Annotated in this window: 16 protein-coding genes; 7 read left to right on the forward strand and 9 right to left on the reverse strand. The window is 56.0% G+C overall.

What is annotated here, in order from left to right; translation table 11 throughout:
* Positions 1-71 precede the first annotated feature (71 nt).
* On the forward strand, positions 72-2,093 hold the full coding sequence (locus CBE74_RS23755; RefSeq protein ID WP_087454699.1) for an N-acetylmuramoyl-L-alanine amidase: 2,022 nt from the start codon (positions 72-74) through the stop codon (positions 2,091-2,093).
* A gap of 75 nt (positions 2,094-2,168) precedes the next feature.
* On the opposite strand, the gene CBE74_RS23760 is transcribed toward CBE74_RS23755, so the two are convergent.
* From CBE74_RS23760 to serS, 3 genes are all read right to left on the reverse strand, one after another.
* The gene (locus CBE74_RS23760) at positions 2,169-3,005 is read right to left on the reverse strand and encodes a Cof-type HAD-IIB family hydrolase (RefSeq protein WP_087454700.1); all 837 of its coding nucleotides are present in this window, start codon (positions 3,003-3,005) and stop codon (positions 2,169-2,171) included.
* Positions 3,006-3,154: 149 nt separating this feature from the next.
* Positions 3,155-4,003, reverse strand: coding sequence for a lysophospholipid acyltransferase family protein (locus CBE74_RS23765; RefSeq protein WP_087454701.1), 849 nt, complete (start codon positions 4,001-4,003; stop codon positions 3,155-3,157).
* A gap of 17 nt (positions 4,004-4,020) precedes the next feature.
* The gene (gene serS, locus CBE74_RS23770) at positions 4,021-5,280 is read right to left on the reverse strand and encodes a serine--tRNA ligase (protein WP_087454702.1); all 1,260 of its coding nucleotides are present in this window, start codon (positions 5,278-5,280) and stop codon (positions 4,021-4,023) included.
* 64 nt (positions 5,281-5,344) lie between these two features.
* On the opposite strand from serS, the gene CBE74_RS23775 reads away from it, so the two are divergent.
* The 3 genes from CBE74_RS23775 to CBE74_RS23785 are packed head-to-tail and all read left to right on the forward strand — an operon-like array spanning position 5,345 to position 7,499.
* Entirely contained in the window at positions 5,345-6,118 is a 774-nt protein-coding gene (locus CBE74_RS23775) for a GntR family transcriptional regulator (protein WP_087454703.1), read from the forward strand.
* 20 nt (positions 6,119-6,138) lie between these two features.
* The gene (locus CBE74_RS23780; protein ID WP_087454704.1) at positions 6,139-7,152 is read left to right on the forward strand and encodes a septum formation family protein; all 1,014 of its coding nucleotides are present in this window, start codon (positions 6,139-6,141) and stop codon (positions 7,150-7,152) included.
* A complete protein-coding gene (locus CBE74_RS23785; RefSeq protein ID WP_013912553.1) occupies positions 7,152-7,499 on the forward strand; it encodes a metallopeptidase family protein in 348 nt (115 codons plus the stop codon). The genes CBE74_RS23780 and CBE74_RS23785 overlap by 1 nt, the downstream gene beginning before the upstream one ends.
* Before the next feature lie 100 nt (positions 7,500-7,599).
* Here CBE74_RS23785 and CBE74_RS23790 read toward each other — a convergent pair whose 3' ends face one another.
* Both CBE74_RS23790 and pheA read right to left on the reverse strand, forming a co-directional pair.
* The gene (locus CBE74_RS23790) at positions 7,600-8,265 is read right to left on the reverse strand and encodes a histidine phosphatase family protein (protein WP_087454705.1); all 666 of its coding nucleotides are present in this window, start codon (positions 8,263-8,265) and stop codon (positions 7,600-7,602) included.
* 3 nt (positions 8,266-8,268) lie between these two features.
* Complete coding sequence (pheA, locus tag CBE74_RS23795) at positions 8,269-9,192, reverse strand: prephenate dehydratase (RefSeq protein WP_087454706.1); 924 nt, start codon at positions 9,190-9,192, stop codon at positions 8,269-8,271.
* 35 nt (positions 9,193-9,227) lie between these two features.
* On the opposite strand from pheA, the gene CBE74_RS23800 reads away from it, so the two are divergent.
* Genes CBE74_RS23800 through CBE74_RS23810 form a run of 3 tightly spaced genes read left to right on the forward strand, consistent with a single transcriptional unit; the run spans position 9,228 to position 12,450 of the window.
* Positions 9,228-10,376: an amidase gene (locus CBE74_RS23800; protein ID WP_087454950.1), complete on the forward strand. Its 1,149-nt coding sequence runs from the start codon at positions 9,228-9,230 to the stop codon at positions 10,374-10,376.
* Positions 10,373-11,134: a CPBP family intramembrane glutamic endopeptidase gene (locus CBE74_RS23805; protein WP_087454707.1), complete on the forward strand. Its 762-nt coding sequence runs from the start codon at positions 10,373-10,375 to the stop codon at positions 11,132-11,134. Before CBE74_RS23800 ends, CBE74_RS23805 begins: the two co-directional genes overlap by 4 nt.
* 50 nt (positions 11,135-11,184) lie before the next feature.
* Positions 11,185-12,450: an LCP family protein gene (locus tag CBE74_RS23810; protein WP_087454708.1), complete on the forward strand. Its 1,266-nt coding sequence runs from the start codon at positions 11,185-11,187 to the stop codon at positions 12,448-12,450.
* 103 nt (positions 12,451-12,553) lie between these two features.
* Here CBE74_RS23810 and CBE74_RS23815 read toward each other — a convergent pair whose 3' ends face one another.
* From CBE74_RS23815 to CBE74_RS23830, 4 genes are all read right to left on the reverse strand, one after another.
* Positions 12,554-13,639, reverse strand: a complete 1,086-nt coding sequence (locus tag CBE74_RS23815; protein ID WP_087454709.1) for a hypothetical protein — start codon at positions 13,637-13,639, stop codon at positions 12,554-12,556.
* An 11-nt stretch (positions 13,640-13,650) separates the two neighbouring features.
* Positions 13,651-15,567, reverse strand: coding sequence for an HtaA domain-containing protein (locus tag CBE74_RS23820; RefSeq protein ID WP_171483278.1), 1,917 nt, complete (start codon positions 15,565-15,567; stop codon positions 13,651-13,653).
* Between the two features lie 269 nt (positions 15,568-15,836).
* The gene (locus CBE74_RS23825; protein ID WP_134316269.1) at positions 15,837-17,396 is read right to left on the reverse strand and encodes an alanine/glycine:cation symporter family protein; all 1,560 of its coding nucleotides are present in this window, start codon (positions 17,394-17,396) and stop codon (positions 15,837-15,839) included.
* A gap of 165 nt (positions 17,397-17,561) precedes the next feature.
* Positions 17,562-18,473, reverse strand: a complete 912-nt coding sequence (locus tag CBE74_RS23830) for a DUF5926 family protein (RefSeq protein ID WP_087454711.1) — start codon at positions 18,471-18,473, stop codon at positions 17,562-17,564.
* Positions 18,474-18,490: the final 17 nt, after the last annotated feature.

Here is an 18,490-nt window from a genome sequence, read left to right on the forward strand (position 1 = left end):
GAACAGGGATTTTGCATTTTCTCAACAGTTCGCAATATTCCCAGACGCACCTCATTAGGGAGTTCACTATCGTGCAGCAACGACGTCGCCTAGTCCCCACACCGACTCGGCCAGTCACTGCCATCGTCTCCGCAGTGGCACTTTTGGCCTCCGCAGCCGTTGGCATTGGCGCCAACCAGATCTTGCATACCGATAACACCGGTATCGACCCCATCGAAACCAGCGTGAGCACAGACAGCCTCGCCTCTGGCCAGAGCGTCACCGTTAACGACGCAGCCATTTCCGCCCAAGGCGAGACAGGTGCTCGCACCGTCAAGCAGTTCCACCGCGACCAGCCATTCTCGCAGTTCGCGATCACGTGGAACGGCGAAAAGGACATCGCAGCTTTCGTCCGCGCTCAGCGTGCCGACGGAACCTGGTCCGAGTGGTACGACACCGAGCCTCTCGATTACGGCGCAGGCGATACAGAAAAACGTGGCACCGACCTGATCTACATCGAGCCAACCAACACAATCCAAGTGTCTATGTCCGGCGTGGATATCACCGGCGGCGCTCCGGCAACACCACCCAATGCTGAGGCAGCACCCCAGCCGGCAGCTGAGCAACCAGCAGCAGATGCCCAGCCAGCAGGCCCCGTGGAAAACCCGGCAGTACATGGCATGGCTCCTTTGCCTTCCAACTTTGGTGACATCAAGCCTGTAGCAGAGGCAACCAATATCACCGCTACCAATGATGTCTCAGAATTCGATGTCGTCTTTATTGAGGGCGGCGAATCTCAGCTACCGGAAAATGGCATACAGATGACCGCCGATTCCGATGGCATGCCCCGGGTTATCTCCCGCAAGGGTTGGGGCGCTAATGAGTCCATCCGATGCCAGCAGCCAAGCTACTTTGACGGCGTCAAGGGCATCACGATTCACCACACCGCAGGCTCCAACAACTACTCCGAGGCACAGGCCCCCGGAATTGTCCGAGGCATCTACCAGTACCACGCACAAACTCTGGGCTGGTGCGACGTGGGATACCAATCGCTAGCGGACAAGTACGGCAACCTGTACGAGGGACGCTACGGCGGATTGAACCGCAACGTATGGGGCGCTCACGCTGGTGGATTCAACGAAAACACCTGGGCTATCTCCATGCTGGGTAACTACGACACTGCTCCTACCACACCGGCGATGATCAAATCTGTCGGCGAGCTTGCCGGATGGCGCTCAGCTGTCGCAGGCATCGATCCCACTGGCTCTGAAACCCATTACTCTGAGGGAACCAGCTACACCCCTTACCCCAAGGGACAAGCAGTGAATCTGCCTAATATCTTTGCCCACCGCGACGTCGGCAACACCGCATGCCCGGGCCAGCACGCCTATGCGCAAATGGGTAATATCCGAACAACCGCCAAGCAGAAGTACGACTCCATCAAGAGAGGCACCGCTCAGTCTGGCGGAATACAGAACACCCCACCGCGCGGTGATACCCCGGCACCGTATCACCCGGCACCCGCTCAGCCGAATGCTCAAGTAGCAAATATCGCCGAGTTGATAAACAAGATGGCTGGATCGTCGATGCCCAAAGATCTTAATTCTGCAGTGGCTGCGGGCGGATCCTTGCTGCTCCTCGCTGCAACCATTGCTTCTACCCAGGGGCTTATCCCTGGCAACCTGGGCACCGTGGGCAATGTGCAGGTGATTAACGGCCTGAAGCTTTCACAGATCCCACCGATTATCACTCGCGTGGTTGATCTGCTCAGCAACTCCCAGATCACGCGCGCATGGAATGACATTAAAACCGTCTTTGGCCCGGTACTAGGCAATCCCCGCTCCGGCGTAGCCACCTATGCGTCCAAGACCGGTGAAGAGGTCGAATACGCTCTCTTTGACAACGGCATCATTGTCTCCACCCCGTCTACCGGCACAAACGCGCTGTGGGGCGCAATCGGTGACGCCTGGGCACAACAGGGCTTCGACGCAGGCCCACTGGGGCTGCCCACCGGAACGCAGTACCAGTCCGGCGAGGAATACCGCGTAGATTTCCAGCACGGTTACATCACGTTCAACCCAGCTACTGGAGCAATAGATATTCACACAAACTAGTGCTCCAGGTGCGTCTTAAAGAAAATGCTTAACGACGAGGACAAGCTACTCACGGCTTGTTCCCGTCGTTTTCTTCTAGAACCAACGATGAAGGACCCTCGCCACACCGGCATCATTGTTGCTCGTGGTTATCTCATCTGCGACCTGCTTAAGCGCCTCATGAGCGTTGCCCATAGCCACGCCGCGCCCTGCCCACTGCAACATTTCTATGTCGTTAGGCATATCGCCAAAGGCTATTGCATCGGAAGGATCCACACCCAGCAACTCACCCAGGTCTTGCAGCCCCGCTGCTTTGTTCACGCCCGGAGCGGAAACTTCTAAAAGCCCGTGGTCAATGGAGAAGGTAACGTGAGCTAGATCTTCGGGGATAGCCGGCGCAGCCAGTGCGTACATCTCGTTGGCAGAGAGGGCGTCGTTACGCAAAAGAAGCTTCATAGCTGGGCGCGACAAGAGTTCATTCTCTGTCTCCATGCCGTGTTCGTCGCTTTCCCACGCATGAACATAGCCCGGCGTCACAGCAAAAAGCTCCGCAGGGTGGTCAAAGGCAGAAGCCCCCGAACGCTCAACGGCAATTCCACAATCAAGATTTTCCCTCACTGCGCTGACCACAGTGCGCAGAACCTCGGGGCTGAGCCTGTGTGCACGCAGGACGCGGTCGCTTTCCGAATCATAAAGAACAGCACCATTGGCGCACACGCAGATAGAGCGAATACTCAACTGATCCAACACATGGTAAATCCACCGCGGAGGACGGCCAGTGGCCAAAGCAAAAAAGACTCCCTGAGCCCCGGCGCGCTCAACAACCTCGCGCAGCTCCGGTAACACCCGCTCCCGAGAATCGAGGAACGTTCCGTCTACGTCGCTCACAATGAGCTTGGGTTCCCACGTCACAATGCGGTCCTCCGGTTCCAAGGGAATGTGAATACGTCACCCATCATTGTCCCGCCCTGACGTGACAATTGTCTAGGGCGGAGACAGCCACGGGGGCAGCAACATAAAGATGACGCCCAGGGCGGTAGCGTGGATAAGCTACTACCCTGGGCGTCAAACGCTAAAAACTCTTATTTCTGTTTCTTAGCCTTTTTCTCTGCGCGAATACGCCGCTGTTCTGCATCAATGCGTTCAGCTTCTTCCACGGTGGGCGCAGAGCCGCCCATGGATGCAGGGCGCCACGGCTCACCACCGGCAAACGGGCCGTAGGCCTTTTCGTACTCCGCGCGTACTCCGTCGAGTAGCTCGATCATCGCTTCGCGGAGGCGTTGCGTGGCTTCTTCCACGGTGCCGTCGAGTGACACGGGTGCGCCGATCCGAATCCACACGGGAATGTGGCTGCGTCCGATATCACGCTTCAGACCTTTAGTCCATACTCGTTGACTACCCCAGACCGCGACGGGAATGAGGGGGGCATTCGCTTGCTGAGCGATGCGCACGGCACCGCTCTTGAGCTCTTTGATCTCAAGACTCCGGGAAATTGTGGCCTCCGGGAAGATACCCACAAGTTGCCCTTGCTGGAGATGCTTAATTGCCTCATCGAGAGCACCTGCGCCGGCAGCCCGGTTGACAGGGATGTGCTTCATAATCCGCACAAGTTTGCCCACTACAGGCACATCGAAGATTTCCTTCTTAGCCATGAATCGGGTCAGTCGCCCACCACGAAGGTTGGCCGCAGCGCCGCTGAAAATAAAGTCGTAATAGCCTGTGTGATTGATCGCCAGCAGCGCCGATCCCTGCGCAGGGACATTTTCCGAGCCCTCTACCGTAAGTTCGATAGCTTGAGCGCGGAGAAGACCTTTTACCAGCCGTGCCACGATTCGGCCGTAAAACCACTCTCGACTTTCTGGATGCCTCGGGACTTTATGCAAGCCCTTTGGCACCCAGCAAATGCCCCGCTTTTCCCATCCACTGTTCATGGTTACCCAAATACCTCTTACTTGATTGGCTCCAAGACGTCCTTACCCACGAATGGGCGCAGAGCTTCAGGAACGATGACTGAGCCATCTGCTTGCTGGTTGTTCTCAAGGATCGCAACCAACCAGCGCGTGGTGGCAAGGGTTCCGTTGAGGGTGGCACAGGTTTGGGCTTTTCCGGACTCATCGCGGTAACGGGTCTGGAGACGACGTGCCTGGAAGGTGGTGCAGTTAGAGGTAGAGGTCAGCTCACGGTAGGTGTTCTGGGTGGGGATCCATGCCTCAGTATCAAATTTACGAGCTGCAGAGGACCCTAGGTCGCCGCCGGCAACGTCGATAACGCGGTACGGAACCTCCACGGCTGCAAGCATGTCGCGTTCCATCTTCAGGAGCGCTTGGTGCTGCTCGACGGCGTCTTCTGGCTTACAGAAAACAAACATCTCAAGCTTGTCAAACTGGTGAACGCGCAGGATACCGCGGGTATCTTTGCCATAAGAGCCGGCTTCACGACGGAAGCAGGAAGACCAACCAGCGTACTTAATCGGCCCTTTGTTGAGGTCAATGATTTCGTCCTTGTGGTAGCCAGCCAAGGCCACCTCGGAGGTTCCCACTAGGTAAAGGTCATCGCGCTCAAGGTAATAAATCTCATCAGAGTGAGCGCCCAAGAAGCCGGTTCCCTGCATGATCTCTGGACGCACCAGCACTGGTGGGATCATCAGCTGGAAGCCATTGTCGCGTGCCTTCTGTGCAGCAAGATTGAGCATTCCCAACTGCAAGAATGCGCCGTCGCCGGTGAGATAGTAGAAACGTGCGCCGCCTACTTTTGTGCCGCGCTTGGTGTCGATCAGTCCCAGAGACTCGCCAAGTTCCAGGTGATCCTTGGGCTCAAAGTCAAAGGTGCGCGGCTCACCAACGTGCTCCAAAACAATGAAGTCATCTTCGCCACCAGCAGGGGCATCGGTAACAACATTGCTAAAGAGCATTTGAAGCTCGTCTACCTTTGCCTCTGCGGCAGACTGAGCATCCTCCGCTTCTTTGACCTTTGTCTTCAACTCATTCGAGCCTTCAAGCAGGGCTGCACGCTCTTCCCGAGCGGCCTGGCCAATCTTCTTGCCAAAGGCCTTGTGCTCGGAGCGGAGCTCGTCTGCAACCTGGATTGCAGCACGTCGTTCTTCATCGGCGACCAGGAGTTTATCTACCAACTCAGGGTCTTCGCCACGAATACGCTGGGATTCGCGGACAATATCGGGGTTCTCGCGGAGGAATTTCAGATCAATCACACATCCGACCTTACCGCCTTCCACTAACTAGTAGGTCACAACATGACCAAAATCATGGCTGGTTATGACCAGCACGGCTACACTGATACCTATGGTCGACACTCGATTGGGGTTGCCCGCCAGAACCCTAACTGACGGAACCAGCACGCCAAAGCACCAACAGCTCAGGGAAATACTGGAAGAACTCTGCCGTACAGAGCTCAAGCCTGGCGACATGTTGCCTGGTGAGCGCGTTTTAGAAGAGGCCTATGGAGTAAGCCGAATTACTGTAAGACGCGCCATCGGCGACCTCGTAGCCACCGGTCAACTCCGCCGCAGCCGCGGCAAGGGCACCTTTGTGGCGCAATCTCCGATGGTCACCCGCCTCCAACTCGCTTCCTTTACGGACGAGATGTCTGCGCGTCGTATCGAGCCCTCCAGCAAGATTTTGGCGTCCGCATGGTCGGCCCCCAATTCCGTGGTCCAAGAATTCTTCCGCACGGACGCCGCCACACCGCATACTCATCTCGTGCGCCTCCGCCTAGGAAATGGCAAGCCTTTCTGCCTCAACGACGCGTGGTACAACTCGACCTTTGCCCCAGATCTCCTAGAAAACGACGTGTATAAGTCCGTTTATCAGATTCTGGAAAATTCCTACAACATTTCCATCACTGGCGCGGAACAAATCACCACAGCAGTCGCTGCGACGGCAGAAACCGCCCGGATTCTCGACGTTGAAGTGGGAGAACCCCTCCTCAAAGTTGAGCGTCACGCCAGCGCGGGCAACCACCCCATCGAGTGGTGTTCCTCTCTTTATCGCACAGATAGATTTGCGTTGCGGACCTTTATTTCAAAGTAAGTAAGTAGACTGAGGTCACTATGACTCAATCTTGGCGCAGTGCTACAGCAGTTCGTATCCTGCTTGTCGGAGCTTTAATCTCCACAGCGGGAGTCGGCGCGTACTCTTTTTCTTCCCAGAGCGAGGGTTCGTCCAAGCAGTCTCAGTCACGCCCTTCCTCAGACAGCAAAACGTCTGCAGCGTCCTTTACCACCGCTGACTCGGGGTCATGTCTCACGTGGAAGGACAACGAGGGAAAAATTACCAATTTTGAGCAAGCCGACTGCGCAGGTGAGCACCGATTCGAGGTCTCTTCCCGCGAAGATCTGCGGGCTTATCCCGCATCCGAGTTTGGCAGCGAGGCTCCGATGCCCGACCTCACCCGCCAAGCCCAACTGCGTGAGGAGTTATGTCTTAACCCCACGATTCAGTACATGAAAGGCACCTTCGACCAGATGGGCAAGTATTCGGTTGCCTCGATTTTGCCGCCGCAAGATGCCTGGTCGAAGGGGGATCGCACCTTGCTCTGTGGTGTACAGGCAACCGATGACCAAGGCACCCTCATCCCCACGTCCGGACGCGCCGCTGAACAAGATCAGTCCCGCATCTTCCGTCCCGGCGAATGCGTGCTTGTCGACGCCGCCAGCGCCACCCGTGTCGTCGATTGCGGTGCCGAGCACCAGCTAGAAATCACCGCCATCGTAGATTTGCAGCCGGTCTTCCCCGAGGGAACCCCCTCCCTTGAGCAGCAAGACAAACATCTCCAGCAGGTGTGCACGCAAGCAGCCCAGGACTATTTGGGAGGCGACGACCCCCTCTACTTCTCCACGCTGCAGCCCTTCTGGACTACCCTCCCCGAAAACTCGTGGGCAGGTGGCTCTCGCAGCGTTAACTGCGCGCTGGTCTTTGGGCAGGATCGTAAATTCGCCACGCTCGCCGGCAGCGCCAAGACCGGATTCACCATCAACGGTCAGCCCCCGGCTTCTCGCCCGGTGCGCGCCCCTATTGTGAACCCCGAAGCGCTCATCGGCCCGCACCCAGAACCAGCACGCTAATGATTCAGATCAGCGATGAGCACTTTGAAGAACTCGTAGACCAGGCGTTATCCGCTATCCCCGAGTCCATCACTGAGCACATCACCAACCTTGCCATCCTCATCGAGGATTATGCCGAGGACTCCCCTTATATCCTGGGCCTCTACCATGGCGTTGCGCTCACCGAGCGCAGCTTTGATCACGCCGGGTTTCTCCCCGACACCATCACTATTTATAGAGAAGCCCTCAAAAAGTACTGTTCTTCCGAGGAAGAACTCGTAGAACAGGTTCGTATCACCGTTATGCACGAGATCGGCCACTACTTTGGGCTCGAAGAAGAAGATCTGCACCGATTGGGCTATGCCTAACCTGGACTAACCTAGCCCAGCCTGCATTTCCATAGACATAGACACGGTTGTGAGGGCTTTGAGGAGCTAACGTCTATGGAAATGCAGGTTCATCCTTGTGTCACGGCAGATTCAGAGGCCTGCTACCCCACATCTCGCAATGCCAGTGGCCGAATTCCCCTTGAGGTTCAATGACCATAAGAGAGGCATTCCCCACGTAAGTATTCCGAGCCACGCTTTCAGGCACGTCGGAAGAATATCGAGTGGCAATGCGGATCGCAGCCCCGTGACTCACCGCGAGATAGTCTTTTCCGGTCTCCCGGCATAGCGTCGCAAGGCTTTCCAAGGGCGCCCGCATCCGAGCAATCACCTCATGCGCGGTTTCGCCTCCCGGCATTGCGGCGTGCAAGTCCCCGCTCATCCAGGCGTCGAGAGCGCGGATATATGCCTCATGGGCCTCAGGTGCCGAGCTTCCTTCTAACTCCCCGGAAAAGACTTCCCGCAGGTGAGGGTCCACGTCGATGGGATAGGTATCCGCCGGAAGCCCCAAGGTTTTTTCATACGCCTTGACCACGGCAACAGCCGTCTGCTGAGTGCGGATTGCGACAGAAGACACCACCCCACCAAGGTTCTGGGTGATATGAGCCAAATCCGCGCCTGCTTCTGTGGCTTGGAGCCGGCCCAGAACAGTCAGTTCCGCCCCAGGTGGCCGCGTATCAAAGATACGAGCAGCGTTAGAAAAAGTGCGCGCATGGCGCATCAGAATAATTCGACCCATGGTTCCCATCCTCTAAAGACGCCCTTCCTTGATGCTACTTACCCACCGGGCGGCTTGATCTATGAGATCAGTATCCGCGGTCAGGGCGGCTTCCCTCGAGTTGGCCTGGTGCGCGGGCCAGGAGCCTAGGAATTGAAGTACGGAACAGCGCAGGTACAGGGCGCGCAGTGCTTCTGCGACGGGGGCGTCGTCGATATGCCCATTAACGTCCACATGGAAGCGGTAATAGCCAAGCCCGCTTTCAATAGGGCGAGATTCAATGCGCGATAAATCGACTCCTCGCAGGGCAAATTCGGAGAGCGCTGCGACCAGGCTCCCTGGCTCGTTTTTCAGAATAAACATGATCGCCGTGCGGTCTGTGCCGGTGCGTGGTGTGGAGCGTGCAGGTTGACCAATCAGAACAAAGCGAGTGCGAGCACCGGCCACGTCGGCTACGTTGTCACTGATCAAGGAAAGGCCATATACCTCGGCTGCGCGTAGTGGGGCGGCCGCAAGGTCTGCTTTCCCCTCGGATACCAGCTGTGCTGCGGCAGCGTTGGAGGTGGCAGCTACGAATTCTGCTTGCGGGGCATGCCGCGCGAGCCAGCCTTTGACTTGCTGGTAGGCCACGGGGTGTGTGGATATGGTCTGTGCGGTAGCGGGGTCTGTGCCCTCAAGGCTCATGATGGCAAAAGCGATGGGGAGATCAATTTCTTCAAAGATCTGCACGTCGTCGGCTGCTGCCAGCGCATCAAAGGTGGGGGTCACGGCACCATCGACGGAGTTCTCTATGGCTACACATGCGTATTCGGCTGCCCCGGAGCGAACCGCATCCACGGCCTCGCGCGGGCTGCGCATAGGAATCGCCCGAACATCCACAAAGCCCTGTCGCTCTGCGAGTTTCCATAGTGCGGCCTCGGTGAATGTGCCCTCAGGGCCTAAATAGGCGATCTTCATGAGCGCTAGTTTATCTGCCTAGTAGTGTGTTCGTCATGGCACTTCATGAGCGAATCGACGCACTCGCAACGCAGGTCGCCGGCTTGTCCGCGCAAGAGCATGGCTTCGCTCATTTCGACGCTGATGCAGCACACCGCCAGGCGGATATGCAGGCAGGCTTAGCACCGCAGCGGCTCTCCGGGTGGATAATCCCAGCCAAGGATCTCTCCGATGTGGCAGGCATGCCTACCAGTTATGGCTCAATCCATCGCAGAGTTATGGCGACGGAAACAGACCCTTTTATAGCCAGATACATGGCGCAGGGTGCGATAGTCCCTGGTAAATCGCTCGTTCCAGAGCTGGGACTCACTGCGTACACAGAGCCTGTGGGGTTGGTGGCCCCGGTTTTTCACGGTCATACGCCCGGTGGTTCTTCGGGAGGTGCCGCGGTGATGGTGGCTCGTGGGTTGGTGCGCGCCGCCCACGCTTCTGATGGCGGTGGTTCGATCCGCGTTCCGGCGGCATGCACGGGAATCGTGGGCTTCAAACCACCCCACGATGCGTCGCGAGCCAACCCCGTAACCCAAGGGTTCCTCACCCGCACGCTTGCCGACGCCGCCTACCTCCACAACATCCGCCCGCTACAGCGCCCGTTGCGCATTGGTGTGCTCACGCAGCCTGTCCACGCAGAGATAGACGTTGCGCCTCATATTCTTGCCGCAGTAGAGGACGCAGCCGCGCGGCTGTCCACTGCTGGCCACACGGTGAGCGCAGTGAGCAGGCCTTATGGCGACGAGCCCTTTGCGGCTTTTCATGACATTCTGGCGCTAAAATCTACCAAAATTCATGGCTCGGCCTCGCCGCTCGTGGAGTGGCTACGCGACTGCGGGCACCGTGTGTCTCCATCCCGGAAAGCGGAGGCCATGCGGATTTTCGTGGGCGTCGATAAGCTACTGCGCGCTGCCTGGGACATCGACGTCGTGCTCACTCCCACCCTGGCGTTTGATCCGCCACCCGTGGGGCATTTCTCCGCGATGGCACCGGAGGAAGATTTTGCAGCTCAGACCCGCTGGACCCCGTGGGGAACCATGTTCAACATGTCTGGGGACGCCGCGTTATCGATGCCGCACCGTGGGGTGGGAATTCAGCTCGGCGCCGTCCGCGCGACCGTGCCTGAGCTCTTTGGCGTGGCGGAGGCATTATGACTCGCCGCATTCACGTAGAGATCTGGCTGGTTCTTGCTATCACGTTCGGCATGTCCGGACTGCGTTCGCTTTTAAGGCTTATCGACGCCACCCTCTCCCCCATAGCTCTCAACGAACAGAGCACCACTCTTAATTCCTCCCGGGCAGATTCCCCTTGGCTCGACCTTGCGCTGCAGCTGTGCGGCGCAGGAACACTCATCGCGTGGGGGTTGCTCTCCTTATTCCTCCTGGCCACCAATGTCCCTGAGCGCCGCATTTCTGGCCCGTTGCTTCGGCTCGCGTCTGCAAAGGCGTGGCTCACAGAGATCGGCTGGGGCGCTGTGCTCGCGCTTGTTATCGGAGTGCCAGGCCTTGCCTTCTACGCCACCGCGGTGCATCTAGGACTGTCCAAGCAGGTTATTCCAAGCTCGCTCGACATATGGTGGGCGATTCCTATTCTGCTGCTGTATTCGTTTGCCAACGCCTTTGCAGAGGAAATTGTGGTGGTCGGGTGGCTTAGCACGCGCCTTCGACAGCTCGGTATGTCCACCGGCCTCATCCTCCTAGCATCCTCGCTACTACGCGGCTCCTACCACCTCTACCAGGGGTTTTCCGCAGGAATCGGCAATATGATTATGGGGCTTCTCTTTACGTGGTTCTACCTCAGATGGCGCCCGCAGCACGTCTGGCCGCTCATCGTCGGGCACTTCCTTATCGATGCCGTCGCCTTTGTCGGTTACTCCCTCATCGGCGGGAATCTGCAGTTCTTGGGTCTTTAAATGTGAGATAAGTTAGCCGCAAACGGCCTTAACTTACTACGCTTATTCTCATGAACCCACAGGAGCCACAGGCAGGACGCGGATCGCGTGACGAGTTCATGCGCGACTCCCAAGGAAATCCCCTGCTCGATCGCTACGGTCGACCCGTACGTCGCCGAGGTAGGACCGCACCGCAACGACGGCCGCGTCGTAACGCTCAGGTTCCCCAACCGGAGGCAACGCGTTTCGACGCCCCCGCGCAACCGCAACGCCCCCAGCAATACTTCCCGTCGGAGCACGAGCAGCAACAGCTGTCCCAGGGTTACGCCGACCCCCGTGGGTACCAATCCCAGAATTTCCAACCCAATCGCAACTTTGAACGCCACCAGGCTGCCATCCAGCAGCCCAGTGCACCCCGACGCCGCCGGCGGATTCTGCGCCCGCGCGGTTGTCTGTCCAGCTTAACGTGGCTGGTTGTTATTGTCTTGGTCATCGGCATCGCCGGCACGCTCTGGATGGACACCAAACTCAACCGAACCAACGCGCGCCCTGCCAACCGCATCGCCAACACCGCCGGGACAAACTGGCTACTCGTCGGCTCAGATTCCCGCACAGGCCTCAGCGAAGCCGACGCCCAGCGCCTAGGAACCGGTGGCGACCTCGGCTCCATGCGAACCGACACCATCATGCTGCTCCACATACCCACCAGTGGCAAAGCAACCCTGCTGTCTCTCCCCCGCGACTCCTACGTCAGCATTCCCGGGTACGGGATGGATAAAATCAACGCGGCCTTCACCTACGGTGGCGCACCGCTGCTTACCCAAACCGTGGAAGGAGCCACCGGCCTGCGCGTAGACCACTACGCAGAAATCGGCATGGGTGGGCTGGCCAATGTCGTTGACGCAGTTGGCGGCATCGAGGTCTGCCCCGCAGAACCCATCACCGACCCTCTGGCGGCACTGTCCATCAGCGCCGGATGCCAGAAAGTCAACGGACCAACAGCCCTCGGATACGTCCGCACACGAGCCACCCCCCTAGGTGATCTTGACCGTGTGCAGCGCCAACGAGAATTTTTCGCGGCGCTGGTTAATAAACTCACATCCACCAGCACCTTTGCCAACCCATTCCGATTCTTCCCCACCGTAAACAGCGTGGCAGGAAGCTTCACTGTTGGCAGCGAAGACCACGTCTGGCACCTCTTCCGCGTCGCCCTAGCAATACGCGAAGGCGTAGACACCGTCACCGTCCCTTACTCAGGATTTGCCAACTACGACGTAGGAAGCGTGGTCCTCTGGGACAAGGCAGTGGCTGAACAACTATTCGCCTCCTTGCGATAACCATCGCCCTATGAGTGATGCCGTTGTGACTAGAGCAGTCACAACGGCATCACTGTATTTACAGCATCCTAGTGAGCCTTTGGCTCAGGCTTTTGGTGTGCCTTTAACGAGGCAAGAACGGCAGCAACACATGCACCAAACCTGCAAGCAAGCCCACGCCGCCCAAAGACACAATTGCCTTCAACCATGACGGCCACGTGGTGGGAGACCAAGAAATCTGCGGCTTCTGCGGTGATTTAGCAGGCGGAACCTGATCCTTCGTCTCAGGAGTCTTGTTCTCTGTGTCTACCTTGGGCTTTTCTGCATCCGTTTTAGGCTTCTCGGGGGCCGGCTTCTCTGTATCAGCCTTGGGTTTTTCTGGTTTTTCCTGAGGCTTTGGCGCTGGTGAAGTACCATTGAGCGCAACTAATTTTGTCTTGTTCTCCAGAGCTGCCTTGAGAATTTCATCTTTATCGATTTTTTTAGGATCAATAACTTTAGAAGGCGTTAATTGGTTTTCTTCATCTCCTAAATGATGTTCGCCTTTAATCTTTTCGATAAAGCGATCTTGAACATTCCAGTCGAGGATGGAATACGCACTGTACTCATAGGTTTCTTCACCTGACTCCAACTTAGAAATGACCCGTTGTAAGCCATCTGCACCGTTATTCGCGATCTTATGAGTGTTGTTTATCTGAGCTCTATTGGGCGTTCCAGCATCAGCATTCAACGCTAAAATACGATATTTTTCCTCCATAGTCTTCACAAGAGGGAGCGCCTTTTTCGATTCCGCTAAGTCAATACCAACTTGTGAAATATCAATCTCTCGCGCTTGCTGGTTACCTTCTACTTTAAGTATTGCTAGCGATACACGAGCTTTTGCTAGATAACAGGCATTTTCGGATTCTTCATGCGCCTTTCTAATCTCTGGTGACGCTCCAACATAGTTTTCAAACTTTTGTTCCCCTGATGCCGCATGGTACAAATGCCGCATTTTAGCCACCGATACCAAGGATTTTAATTCCGAGACGTACTCACCACCATCCTCAGCCTTATTAATCATCATGTAGTTCCCCGGCATCGCATCGTGAGTCTGCGCGCTAGCCACCGCAGTGACTAATGGCGACGTCGCCGCCAGCGAGGACGCAGTGAACACAGAAGCTGTAGCCAAAGCGCTGATGGTGAGAGAAAGTATGCGGTTGTTTTTCATGTTTATATCCTTTAGAGACCCAAGAAGCTACGAATATGGTTTTGAAAGAAGAAGGAAAGAACGGAAAGCCCGCCCAAGACCCCCAAGACAATGCCGATGATTTTTCCACTGGGTGAGGGCTTTGTTTTCTCGGCTTCACGTCGTTCGATTTCCTTGAGACGGTTTTCGTTGTCAGACTTAGCCACAGGCGGTTTAGACATGTCTGTCATGCGAGTGAGTACGTAGTATTCCTTGAGGTCACCGGTCGATTCATCCAAGGTCTGCACATAAACGTCGCCGTTTTTATTGATTAAAAAGTCACCGTGTCGCCGGTTGGAAGTCTCTCTGCCGTTGGTGATGGGAAGTGACTTCTCCACCTTCAAATCTGCAGGGTTAAGCCAGTTCAGGTTGCCCTTTCTGCCGTCTAGCTGAACGATTTTTCCGTCATGGAAAACTGATCCTGCCCATAGTTCTCCGCCAGAAAGCTGTATGGATTCCGTCATCGGAGAAACATCGCGGTCGGCGTACTTCAGCATTTGTGCCCCGCCCCGACCAAAATGGGTAGACCGCAAAATGGTTTCCCCATCCGTAGATACCCCAGAAAGAGCTGTGCGCTCTAGGTACTGAGACCCCTTCATGTACTTGAAAGCATCATCGGAGGCATTCAAGTCAATGGAGAAAAGGAAACCCTTGGTGGCGATGTCGTTATCTTCCAGCGTGACGGCAGCGCCTGGGTGGAAGATAAAGGTTCCGTCGTTCATCTTCGCGACTTCAGCAAAGTCATCATTATTAAAGATCTTGGCGTACACCGATTCGCCATCGATAACCTTCGCCCCCAGAACTTCTGCAGTCTTTGGAAGAGCTATCGATCGCTTGTCCTGAGACTTATCAAAAATGGTGAGATGCCCACCGCTCTCCCTGGCCGAGTCGTCGCCTGATTCAGCACTAATTGCAAAGAACTTGCCGGAATCTGGATCCACGCCGATTCCCCGGATAGTCTCAGGCACAGTTCCCACGCTGGTAGGCTCACCGATTCCATCTCCAGAGACGGCAACTTTCATGAGCGTCTTCGCATCAGAGGACCCCTCCGATGCTGCGTAAAAGAGCTCACCTGTTGAAGCATTGAAAGCGACCGTGGCCAGCTTATCTATGGGTAATTCTTTTTTAGCTATCAGTCGCAATTCTGCGTCGAGAAGCGTCACTCCGTATTCGGCGGTCGCAATCACAATTTTCTCGCCGTAGAGGAACGGGCGGGAGATGCGATCGTAGTCCTTTGGAGCCGTCCATTTTTGGGCCGCGGTTCGCAGGCCTCCTTGATCGCCGGCAGGGCGCACACCCTTGCCTTTGTATGTGAAACCAAGGGGATCAAGGCCTTCATTCTCGTTATAAAAATCAGAGAACATTTTCACGCCGTCGGGGGTTAGCGCGGTGGCAATATCGGACCAGCTGATCTTGCCTTCACTATCCGTAAATTGCGCTCCCGACGTATATAGGTTTGCAATTCGGACAGGCTTTTCAGGAGAGAAGTACTGCCCCATGGTGTATTGCTTCGAGCGCACAGTGGCTTCCATATAGGAGCCCTCTGGAGCAATGACGACCTTGGGGTTCTTCATGGAGAGGTCAAGCGAGCAATCGTCTTCAACAGGGTCTTTTGTCCCCGCGTTTTTGCAGTACTTCTTGTATAGGACCTCACCTTTGAATTGGGCTTCAAGCTTTGAGGTGGATTCATCGAAAGCCTGGGAGACCAGCGGGAAGGTAAAGGATGTATCGGAGCGGGTGGCACCGTCGGAAAGCTTTGTAGCACCACCGGTGTAATTGTTAAAGCTAGAACGTATTCCCCAAGACAGGGAGCCTTCAGCTGAGGCATCCTGCGAATATGCAACTGGTGTGAGGGAAACGAGGGAGGATGCCATAAACGTTGCCACGATAGTGGCCGTATGGCGTCGCATTCGGTTCAACGCAGTTCCTTTCGAGTTATGCAGTTCACCCGGCCCTAGCCGAGCGCACACAACCATATACCCGTTTTATTAGGCATGCCTAACATTAATTAAAGACGGGGGTACGTGAGCCACGTCGCTTCTTCTTTACCGGCCCAATAAGCTCGGAAAATTAACCCTTAAGGAAAACCTTTTTTATTTTGCATAACACAATGGTTGACCCTGTTACCTGGCACACAAAAACGGGCACCCACAGTGGAGTGCCCGTTAAAGGTTAAGGTTTAAGGTTCGTAGGGTGCGTCGCCAAGCCGGGGATCGATGTGAGCGCCACGCTCCGCGCCAACCGCCTCACGACGCTTCTTACGTTCAACCCAGAAATCGGCATTCTTAATGCCCACGGCATCCGGATCAAAGTCCGGTTCCAACCCGGCTTTCTTTTGCCGGTAATAATCGCGCAAGCACTTAAGTGCAGGCACCTGCAAAATGAGTATTCCGATAACGTTAAGCCACGCAGTAGTACCCACTCCAATATCGCCCAGCGTCCACGCCGCGCCAGGAGTGGAGGTCGCGCCAATAATCACAGACACAATCATGAGTGACCGAAGCGCCCAGATAATAACCCTACGCAGACCCTTGCTGTGCACCCAACGATTTAGATACGCAAAATTGGTCTCCGACAGGTAGTAATACGCAACCACCGTGGTAAAAGCGAAGAACATAATAGCGACCGCAATAAACGACGGCCCCAGACCCGAAGCAACCGAATCAAGACCCGACTGCACAAACCCCGGCCCCACCGGAACACCATCAGGCAGCGAACCCTGGTAAATAACCGCGCCCTCTTCACTCTCGCCGGAAAATACCTTGTACATATCGGTCGAGATGATGATGAATGCCGTTGCAGAACACACAAAAAGCGTATCGACGTACACGGCGAACGCTTGCGCGAAGCCCTGCTTTGCCGGATGCGAGACTTCCGCAGCGGCGGCAGCCTGCGGACCGGTACCCTGACCAGCCTCATTGGAGTAAATGCCACGACGGACACCCCACATGATCGCCGATCCAAAGAGTCCCGAGAATGTGGCTTCAGCATTAAAAGCAGACTTAAAAATCAGCCCAAAGACGTGAGGAATCTGATCAAAGTTCATGAACAAGATGACGATGGCAACCGCGATATAAACAACAGCCATGGCCGGCACCACCATCGTGGCAAAGTTCGCGATACGCTTCACACCGCCGATAATGATCAGAGCAAGCACCACCGCAAGTACCACAGCAGTAATCTTTACATCCACTCCCCATGCATTATTGACCGCCGCAGCCACGCCGTTCGCCTGGATTCCAGGGAGAAAGTAGCTGGTGGAAAAAATCATCGCAACGGCAAAGACAATGCCGTAGACCAGCATGAAAGGAGCAGCCTTGGTGTGGCGATACGCCTTTTCCAGATAAAACGCCGGACCACCGCGGTACTCGCCAGTGTCGCGGTCTTGCTCTTTATAGATCTGGGCGAGGGTACATTCCACAAAAGATGTTGAGGCACCCAAAAAGGCAACCATCCACATCCAGAACACTGCGCCGGGGCCACCGAATGCGATAGCTGTAGCCACACCAGCAATATTGCCCACACCCACGCGACCAGCAAGGGACATCATCAACGATTGAAAAGAGGAGACACCGTTTTCCGATTTTTCACCGCGCCGCAGCTGACGGAGCATGTCTGGAAGACCCCGAAGCTGCACAAAACGGGTGGCGATGGTGAAGTAGATGCCGGCAGCCAAGCACAAAAACACAAGCGCTGGAGACCAGATTATTGAGTTCAGAGTATTCAGTGCATCAGCCATATAAACTCCCTAGATGTGATTGGCATCTCTTTTTGAGGATTTATACATCATGCACCACGATGGCCCGGAATGCACTGATTCCGAGAAAAACGCCACCATGTGGGGGCACGAATACTCTGAAAACGTGCCCCCAGTCAACCACTGTCTAACGTTGCCTAACGCCGTCTAGCGAATAGTCACCTGGCGAGACTTGATGTTCTCCAGCTGGCGACGCTCATCGGGGTTCAGCTGAGAGTCATTGCCCAGCTCAGCCTCAATCTTCTCGTTCAAAGCCACAAGATCGGCGGCATAATCCTCGTGAGAGCGCTCAGGATCCAGATCCCATACCGGAACGGCGAGTCCGTGGGTACGGAAAACGCCGGCAAACTTGGTTTCGTCGCCAAGCTTTAGCTCCCCACGAGCAGCGATGCGGGCAAGTGCACGCAACAACGTGTCTTCTTCCTCGCCGCGCACCCACCGGATGTGAGCCTTCTGGCCTGGGTTAATCCACCATACGGTTCCTGGAACGTCTGCCTCCACACGGTGCGAAGGCAAAACGGAGTCGTTAGCCGCCTGGATTGCCTGAGCATGCATGGGGCTCACGGCGGTACCCTCTGGAATCCACCAGTTGAAATCGCTGAACTCGGTGATCTCGATCTCCTGATCAGCACTAAGCAGCTCGTTCAGTCTTGGCTCCGTGCCATCTGCCACAGCACGAGCCAAGGTCTCCCCTGGCTTAGCGCTCTTCGCCCAGTTCAGGGCATAGGCCAGGTCACGATTCGGATTATTGGAACGGGCCTGGGTCTGCAGAGCGACGAGGACGTCTCCCCCTACTGACTCTTCGCGCACCAATGCCGCGCTGCCACCTGGCAAAACCGTGCACAGCGATACTTCGCCGAGGCCCTCAACCGTAACCTTAGCCACTGCGGAAGGCACGAATTCCTGCATAGCCACCAGATCCGTCTCAAAAGCGAATCCGCCGTACGGACGCGGGTCGCGCTCAAATGCCGCATGTTCTGCAGCGCGAGCAGCAAGCTTAGCCTGACGACGGCTCATGCCCTCAGGAAGCTGTTCCTTCTTTTTGTTCTTCTTAGCCATGCCACACAACTTACCGG

Source organism: Corynebacterium silvaticum (genome assembly GCF_002162115.2).
In the GTDB taxonomy this organism is placed as follows: Bacteria; Actinomycetota; Actinomycetes; order Mycobacteriales; family Mycobacteriaceae; genus Corynebacterium; species Corynebacterium silvaticum.